The sequence below is a fragment of the Enterobacter sp. UPMP2052 genome (genome assembly GCF_053709675.1).
This window is the reverse complement of record NZ_JBSKJR010000003.1, coordinates 326,776-334,039: the sequence shown is the minus strand read 5'-3', so window position 1 is coordinate 334,039 and position 7,264 is coordinate 326,776. Positions and strand designations below refer to the sequence as shown.

The 7,264-nt window shown below is 48.7% G+C and carries 10 protein-coding genes and 1 pseudogene; 2 read left to right on the top strand and 9 right to left on the bottom strand.

What is annotated here, in order from left to right; all coding sequences use genetic code 11:
• Nucleotides 1–266, top strand: a 266-nt coding sequence (locus ACWKX3_RS13565; RefSeq protein ID WP_454541948.1) for an IS3 family transposase, incomplete at its 5' end; no start/stop codon positions are given.
• Nucleotides 267–407: 141 nt separating this feature from the next.
• Here the strand turns inward: ACWKX3_RS13565 and ACWKX3_RS13560 are convergent.
• Together ACWKX3_RS13560 and ACWKX3_RS13555 are read right to left on the bottom strand one after the other, a co-directional pair.
• Nucleotides 408–1,004, bottom strand: coding sequence for a class I SAM-dependent methyltransferase (locus ACWKX3_RS13560; RefSeq protein ID WP_454541947.1), 597 nt, complete (start codon nucleotides 1,002–1,004; stop codon nucleotides 408–410).
• Entirely contained in the window at nucleotides 1,004–2,017 is a 1,014-nt protein-coding gene (locus ACWKX3_RS13555; protein WP_454541946.1) for an HNH endonuclease, read from the bottom strand. The genes ACWKX3_RS13560 and ACWKX3_RS13555 overlap by 1 nt, the downstream gene beginning before the upstream one ends.
• Nucleotides 2,018–2,419: 402 nt before the next feature.
• On the opposite strand from ACWKX3_RS13555, the gene ACWKX3_RS13550 reads away from it, so the two are divergent.
• Complete coding sequence (locus ACWKX3_RS13550) at nucleotides 2,420–2,893, top strand: SymE family type I addiction module toxin (RefSeq protein WP_454541953.1); 474 nt, start codon at nucleotides 2,420–2,422, stop codon at nucleotides 2,891–2,893.
• A gap of 79 nt (nucleotides 2,894–2,972) precedes the next feature.
• Here ACWKX3_RS13550 and ACWKX3_RS13545 read toward each other — a convergent pair whose 3' ends face one another.
• From ACWKX3_RS13545 to ACWKX3_RS13515, 7 genes and pseudogenes are all read right to left on the bottom strand, one after another.
• Nucleotides 2,973–3,344 carry a hypothetical protein gene (locus ACWKX3_RS13545; RefSeq protein ID WP_454541945.1) on the bottom strand — a complete coding sequence of 124 codons (372 nt, stop codon included), beginning with the start codon at nucleotides 3,342–3,344 and terminating at the stop codon, nucleotides 2,973–2,975.
• A 112-nt stretch (nucleotides 3,345–3,456) separates the two neighbouring features.
• A pseudogene (locus tag ACWKX3_RS13540) lies at nucleotides 3,457–3,705 on the bottom strand (bacteriocin immunity protein).
• Nucleotides 3,706–3,757: 52 nt separating this feature from the next.
• Nucleotides 3,758–4,216, bottom strand: coding sequence for a DUF6392 family protein (locus ACWKX3_RS13535; RefSeq protein ID WP_454541944.1), 459 nt, complete (start codon nucleotides 4,214–4,216; stop codon nucleotides 3,758–3,760).
• 132 nt (nucleotides 4,217–4,348) lie between these two features.
• Complete coding sequence (locus tag ACWKX3_RS13530; protein ID WP_454541943.1) at nucleotides 4,349–4,600, bottom strand: DUF7683 domain-containing protein; 252 nt, start codon at nucleotides 4,598–4,600, stop codon at nucleotides 4,349–4,351.
• Nucleotides 4,601–4,727: 127 nt separating this feature from the next.
• A complete protein-coding gene (locus ACWKX3_RS13525; protein WP_153681959.1) occupies nucleotides 4,728–4,976 on the bottom strand; it encodes a bacteriocin immunity protein in 249 nt (82 codons plus the stop codon).
• Nucleotide 4,977: 1 nt separating this feature from the next.
• Complete coding sequence (locus tag ACWKX3_RS13520; protein ID WP_454541942.1) at nucleotides 4,978–6,636, bottom strand: S-type pyocin domain-containing protein; 1,659 nt, start codon at nucleotides 6,634–6,636, stop codon at nucleotides 4,978–4,980.
• Nucleotides 6,637–6,639: 3 nt separating this feature from the next.
• Nucleotides 6,640–7,122: a hypothetical protein gene (locus ACWKX3_RS13515; RefSeq protein ID WP_454541941.1), complete on the bottom strand. Its 483-nt coding sequence runs from the start codon at nucleotides 7,120–7,122 to the stop codon at nucleotides 6,640–6,642.
• Nucleotides 7,123–7,264 lie beyond the last annotated feature (142 nt).

Below are 7,264 nucleotides of genomic sequence, written 5' to 3'. Positions count from 1 at the left end.
AGTCGTTCCTAAAAGCACACGGCCTGGAGGGGAGCATGAGCCGTCGCGGTAACTGTCACGATAATGCGGTTGCAGAAAGCTTTTTCCAGTTGCTGAAACGCGAACGGATAAAGAAAAAGATCTACGGAACGCGGGAAGAAGCCCGCAGCGATATTTTTGATTACATCGAAATGTTTTATAACAGTAAGCGTCGGCATGGTTCGAGCAATCAGATGTCACCGACAGAATATGAAAAGCAGTATTATCAACGGCTCGGAAGTGTCTAGATTATCCGTGGCGATTCATCTGGTCGAAATCTGAACAATCAAATGGGGATTCTTTCTATCTTTACTTCGACACCGCCACGGGTGAAGTTTAGCTGACCAAAATGTTGAATTACTAAGTTAACATACTACCTATCGATTAGCTTAACGCGATGAACAAGCAATGTTTTTTCGTAATATTCCATTCAGCCATGTCTCATCCCTGTCCGGGCGGTTATCTTGAGTCGCCCACAGCGAAGCTATTTCCATCCCCGGAATCGCCTTCAGCAACTCCTGCAACCCCTCTTCATCCAGATCCGTAAACCGTCTTTCACCCTGCACGCGCTCACCGCTGCCATACTTAAAGGACACGTACCAGACGCCGCCAGGCTTAAGCGCATCCGCAAGCTTCTGCATGACCGCAGGCAGCTCAGAAGAGGGGACATGCAGCAAAGAGGCACAGCACCAGATCCCATCATACTGCGCTTTATAGTCGATATCTGAAAACGTTATCAGCTGCACGGGTAACCCGGTATGTTGCCTTGCCAGTTCCACCATTGCGGAAGAGGCATCAAAAGCATCCACCTGATAACACATCTCATAAAATGCTTTTGCGTCTCGTCCTGAACCGCAGCCAGCATCCAGAACCCGGGCACCGTGAGGCAGGTGTTGGGTAAAGGCCTCGTAAAGCGGAGTCATATCGACATTGACCGTGCCATCGAAGAAATCCTGCGCGTGGTTCTGATAGTAGTGAAGAGTCATTAAAATGTTGCCTCGCCTTCCGCGTTGGGTCTCCAGGTATGGATAAGTTTGTTCAGCGCGGCCTGCCAGTTACGCTGAAGAAAGCTTTTCCGTACTTCAGGACGTTGCCCTGTCTGTTGAACAATCGTCTCATGTAACGGCAGTTTGCTCTGAATAAAATACTCATTGCGGGTGTGTAACCGCTGCAGGAGCCTGAGGTCGGGAATGCGTGCAGATTTGCCTTCGGCGCCACGGTTACAACACCGACAGGCCAGCACTAAGTTCCATACGCCGTTAATATTGCTCACTTCATGGCGGGCAGCCCAGGGAATAAAGTGGTCGACGTCTGCAAGTGCTGCGTCTCCCGGTACCAGGCTGATGGGTTTGAAGCAGTAAAAACATCGTCCTTTCTGGTATCCATTCAGACTGTCGCGGCAGCTGGTGATGTCTACGCGACGCGCGTTCACCCTCGTGAATAACAGCTGATTATCTTCGTCGAACTCCACGCCCACAAGGTTACGTGAAATCCCCATCGACCAGGCCTGTTCCACCAGGTTCCATCGGGCATTGGTTTCAAAGGCGAGGTTTTTATACTGCAGGCGTTCGCCCAGTTTAAAGAAGTTGTCCGTCAGGCGGATCCCGTTGTGGGTTTTGCGCTCATCAATGAAAAAACGTTTATCGATCTCGCCCTGGTTCACGTAATGAAAGGCATCAATCACGTTGTTAAAGCCAAGGCGCACCGTCGCTTCAATGAGCTGGGCATGGGTGATTTCACCTCTGTTGAACTTCAGACAGGTTTCCAGAAATCGGCTGCTGCGGGAGGTGATCTGTTTTGGTGCATGCTCCAGGTGCTCGCAAAGATAGTGGCTGAACGGCACGGCAAGCTGGTCTAGCGTTATCAAATCGCTACCTGACTTATCCACTTCATACAAGGCAGACGCCAGCGCAAATTTGTAAGATGCGACGTTCCTTCCAAAGAGGATCACACCACGCCAGTAGTTCTCAAGCGTCGGATCGGCCTGATAAAATTCCATCGATGAAGTCCTGTTACGGTTGGCTGGGCAGGGCGTTACTTAAGCCTGTAACAGGATCACATAACAAAATCAGGGTGATGTAAATCGTTAATCTATAGGTTTGGTGAATTTTGAGAGGTCTGAGAGGACAGGGAGAGGTGAGAGGAAGTGTTGCTCGGGCAAAGCATTGTCGCTTCTGTAATTAAAAAACAACCAACCCTCTTTCCTGAATCCCCCTCGCAAATTCCAAATTTACCCCACGCCAAACCGCTGTATTTATATTCAGCACGGTATAATAAGCACCAGAAATTACGCCGAACGGCCAAAGGAAGTATCGAAGAATATTTAACGAGGAATTCGCGATATGAAGGTGCTGCAACACCCCCATACCGCTAACCACTACCAACTACTGAGGAGTTGAAAATGGCTGCGATGAATTTTAAGCCAGAGTTTACCGTTTGCAAAACAGAATCAGACGCTTTCACCGGCATGATTGAAAACCGCGAGCGGGTACGCAAAAACAGCCCCCGCCGTCTGCACGGCAACCGCCCGGAAAGCGCACCCGTGCATCCACGGGCAGCAACGCCGGAAGAGAGCGCAGCCTGCTGCGAACTGTATGCACGCGTGGAGAATAAATTTCTTCCTCTCGGCGGCGGTTGGTTAACCCGGGCGGGCTTTATCGACGGCATGCCAGTGAAAATCAGAGTGATGAAAGACTGTATTGTGATTACGCCACAACATACAAGAGAATTATGGGGATGCCTGGAAGGCATGAGTATGACGAATATAAATAAGCAAAAAGTTGCGCAGTGGTTAATCACATTTCCCGGGGCGCTGAATGATACGGGTGATATCCCGATTGTGAAACGGGGAATTGGGCCGGCGATGTCTGAGTAACTGTGTTTCCCGCCTCATGTAATCCTTGAAGCAATAAAACGATACGGGCATGTCATCCCATGCCCGTTTTAAGCAAAATTTAACCGCGCTTTACTTGCTGTTTGACCGCGTTAACCAGCACAGCGTGAAGTTCGCCAACGGTTAAATCGCGGATAACCGGTTCGGGTATGCCGCGCACCCAGCGCATAAATCGACAGATGCCAAAAAAATCCAGGCCTTCGCCCGTAAACAGATACTCATTCTCCGCTAGAGAGAACGTTTTCATATAGCCATCTTCTTCCGTAGCAAGCTGAACGCCAAACGCTTTTTCGCAGTCTTCCAGTAGGTCTTCGCCGTCCATACCGCAAATGTGCAAATCGGCCTCAATCCAGGTGTTGCTGTCAATAGGCTTACGATGCTCGCTTGAGGAGTTCCGAACAACCTCAATGACTTGTGAGAGAGTGGGTTCCATTTAAAATATTCCGTATTCGTTAGTTTCAATTGGCTATCCGGAACTTAACAGTCACCCTCTATTCGATAAGGTGTGAAGTAGAGTACAGGTCCAGCAAGCGCGAATAACTTTGCTATGGTTTGAAACCGGGTTTACCATTTGCGCTACGCCACTCCTTATCTTCTCTAACAATGCCTTCCGGACTATAATCTTTGCCCTCTTAAGGATAAAAAATCAGGTCAGAGCCTGCGGGGTGCTCGGTAAGCCGTTTAAATTCTCTAACCAATCGATTCTCATCTTCTTCAGTTTGACCTTCTGCATGACAGATTTTTCTGACTAATTCTAAGAAATCACTCTCCGTATCATCACACAACGTTTTCATTATATTCATCTCATTAATTATTATGCCTCTTCGTTCTTCAGCCTTTACCAATTCATCTCAGAAGTAAGGATGAAAGCAACTTCTTCAACACGTCATCCATGCCATAATCGACTTGCATGCTCACGGGTACCCTAAAACCTTCCAAATTATATTTTTCGACCCAACCAAAAGCTCGGTTCATTATGGTCTTAGGCGAAACATATCCTGCCGGGTGACCAAAAGTGCTGTGGACCCATTCGCGAGGCATATGCTGGCGAAGTGGAGTTGGAAGAATGTTTGGAAAGTTCCATTTGGAATTCTCCCTTTTACGAATTTCAAGGTTTATCTCAACAAGGGTTTGTGTTTCTCTTAAAAAACTTAAATTGATGCCTTCTATTTCCATGTTCAGGTGCATGTTCACAGAGCCCGAATGCCCCTTTGGATATGATTTTTTTGAAATAAAACCTGCATCTGCTAGTTCGATATTACTTTTCCCCAAATATCCAATTATTGCATCAATATTTATAGTCATCTTTATAATTCCGTTCTATGGTTTAATAGTAAATCAGCTCATTCGTTCCGTGCACTTGAATCACGAATTACCGACCAGATGAGTCTCCTTAAACTCCGTCGAGAAAAAAGGAACTATAGATATTTAGTTTTGTTAAATCTTTCCCCCTGAAAGCTGAAAAATTAGATCTTCCGAGTAGAATGATCTTCCTATGAGTTTTTCTAAGAGATGTGCCTGTTTCTCATTTATATTATAAACACCGATGCCATACGAGAAGTCGGCTTCATCTTCATCTGAAATACCCATAATGTCATACAGCGCAGCTACATTTCGCTGAGAGATTATGATTTCATAAAGTAAAAGTTCATCTGTTTTACTGTATATATCTATAGAGTAAACGATCATTGTTTTAATCCTAAAAAATCACTCAGACTTGAAGCAAGGTTTACCACGACGCTGACGCCACTCTTTTATCTTATTGAATTTTTTTGCATACAATCCGCGCCCGAAAGCGCGGCATTGTTTTTGGTTTTTATTCCTTGAATCCGGATTTGCCATGTTCTCTGCGCCATTCCTTCACTTCTCGAACAATACCTTCCGGACTGTAATCTTTACCTTCCTCTGGATAAAAAATAACATCAGATCCATTAGGATGTTCAGAAAGACGTTCAAACTCTAAAACCAATAAACTTCCTTCTTCTTCTGTATCACTTTCGGCAGTACAAATTTTTCTTACCAAGTCTAAAAATTCTTTTTCAGTATAATCGCTGATGGTTTTCATCCTAATTTCCTCGATGTATATCAATATGATGTTTAGGTGTTGTTATGCTCATATTATCTAGATCATATACAGCACCGCCCTGACTTATAGGATTAATGTGATGTATCTCATACCGATTTCTTTTACCGACTTTATCTATTGCTGGGGTAAAAGGAGAAGCTCCGCTCTGAATATTTGATTGATTGTTAATGATAAATTGCTCCAGCAGCACTGGCTCCCTCGACACCTCCAGCCAAAACGCCTTACGAAACTGGTCAAAGTCCGTAAATGTCTGCCCACGTAACCGATCCGCTATCTGGCTCGGAATGGGAGACCCATTACCCGCATTCGCATCAGATAACCAAATGCCGCTAATTTTCTGCCCCTTGCCTGTGACCTGTCCGGGATTATGGCGGATATAGATATAAATCGGCGGCACCCCGCCTACCGGCAGAATCAGAATGTAATCCGCAAACGTCCTCTCTTCCGGTGTCGGGCTGGTCGTCGCACCAATCCTCGTATCCTCCGGCAGTGGATCAACCACAACCGGGTTCGGTATCCGCACCGGGTTGTGATTGCCCGTATCCCACGGCTTATTCTCTCCGGTACGGTCCGGGGTCCAGATGAGGGTGATGCCGGGATCTTCTTCGGTGGTAAAGGTGTACGCCTGGCGGCGGCTATCCCACTCCATTCTGCGAACACGCACGCTGTCTTTGCCCGGTGGAGTATGCCAGCCGCGCGGTGTCGGGTTACCGCTGGCGTCGTTCTCCCAGGTGAAGCGAACGCGGGTAGGGGCTTCCCGCATCTGCTCGGCGCGCATCCGGTCGATAAAATCCTGCTCGCCGTCGTTCAGCTTGCCGGGGTACATCCCTAACAGCAGCCCTGCAACAGGTGCGCCGAGGCCTCCATTGGCTATTTCGCCAAGTGCCGCGCCGCGCACGGCCCAAGTGCCGGGCGTGACGGTGCGCCCGCCAACAAGGGCAAGTTCGCTGGCATCGGCTATTGCGGTTCGTGCAATCCAGGCCCTTTCTTCTGCTGAAACGGCGGCCTGATAGTCCATCTCCTCGTGATGCCCATTCCACCAAAGATAGAGCGCACTACGTTGCTTCGGCTTTGGGATCGCCTTACGCTTTGCCGCCTGGGCGTGCTGAGCGGCGTCGTTGGGCATGGCCTGATAAAATGCCATCTCGGCGAAGTTGGTATGCGGTTCACTTCCGGTGCCTGCATCGTTACAGCCTTCACCGCGCAGGCAGGATTTCGCAAAGACCCGGTTGCGTTCGCGTTCTTTTGCTTGACGCTGCGCTTCGGCCTCTTGCTCTTTTCGGCGTGCTGTGAGCATAGCCTGATGCTTTTCCTGTGCGATCTGTTCAGGAGAGGGACCGGAGCCGAGCCACTCTCCTGATGGGGCGATCACGCGGTTGGTTCCGTGCGGGCAGCCACAAATGACAACAGAACCATCGACGGCTGAGGTTTGTCCCATCCAGTTAACGCGAGGTTCGCCGTCAGCAATAACGCCCTGCTTACCGCATTTAGGGCATGCTGTGGTTTTATCGCCAACGCGGATAACGCCGCGACCGTACTCGGTGCAGTTGGGCAGGGTGCTACAGCATATTGCGCCAGTGGTCGTTCGGTCGCCTTGCAGCGCCTGACCGCGGCCGTAGTTGGTGGAGCGGTAGCCCATGGCCTATTCTCCGGGCCATGTTAAGAAATCCTCATGAGGTGGAATACCTTCGCGGGTGACCAGATAAGTACTGCCGAGCGGCGTGCAAATTATTTCGTCATCGTTATCAAGCAGACTACCTACCAGCGCAACGCCCTGACGTCTCCAGGAAAACGCTTCGCCAGCTGAGGTCATAATCGTGGCGAGCGTTCCATCCGAATAGGCCACAAAGTCTCCTTCGACAATCACGCTGGTGTAACTGCCATCATCCATGAGCATTGTGGCTTCACGATCGACAGGAAGAACAACGCCGCCCAGTCGGGTCTGGCTGCCAGCCGTGGCAATTCGCCAGATGGCGGTGACGGGATGTTGCCGATGAAAGGCTTCTTTTTCGGCAACGATAGCGCGTGCGTCCTCAGGCATGGCAGCAAGTTCTTCATCGGAAAAAGATGAACGATCTATTTCCGTTTTTAACGCAGCCGTGAATTCATTGGTATAAAACTGCATGGCAATTCCTTGTAGGGGAAGATGAGTAAATGCAGCAATGCTAGGTTTTAGGCGGTATGGCGAATATACATAAAGTGATTAATAGGCCGGGCTAAAATCTGAATGAAATATCCGGATTGATATTGATCATATTTTAAGGAAG

Coding starts and splice junctions, on each gene's coding strand:
- ACWKX3_RS13545 (WP_454541945.1), bottom strand. CDS start 3,344: ATGGAACCCACTCTCTCACAAGTCATTGAGGTTGTTCGGAACTCCTCA.
- ACWKX3_RS13555 (WP_454541946.1), bottom strand. CDS start 2,017: ATGGAATTTTATCAGGCCGATCCGACGCTTGAGAACTACTGGCGTGGT.
- ACWKX3_RS13560 (WP_454541947.1), bottom strand. CDS start 1,004: ATGACTCTTCACTACTATCAGAACCACGCGCAGGATTTCTTCGATGGC.
- ACWKX3_RS13515 (WP_454541941.1), bottom strand. CDS start 7,122: ATGCAGTTTTATACCAATGAATTCACGGCTGCGTTAAAAACGGAAATA.
- ACWKX3_RS13530 (WP_454541943.1), bottom strand. CDS start 4,600: ATGATCGTTTACTCTATAGATATATACAGTAAAACAGATGAACTTTTA.
- ACWKX3_RS13520 (WP_454541942.1), bottom strand. CDS start 6,636: ATGGGCTACCGCTCCACCAACTACGGCCGCGGTCAGGCGCTGCAAGGC.
- ACWKX3_RS13550 (WP_454541953.1), top strand. CDS start 2,420: ATGGCTGCGATGAATTTTAAGCCAGAGTTTACCGTTTGCAAAACAGAA.
- ACWKX3_RS13525 (WP_153681959.1), bottom strand. CDS start 4,976: ATGAAAACCATCAGCGATTATACTGAAAAAGAATTTTTAGACTTGGTA.
- ACWKX3_RS13535 (WP_454541944.1), bottom strand. CDS start 4,216: ATGACTATAAATATTGATGCAATAATTGGATATTTGGGGAAAAGTAAT.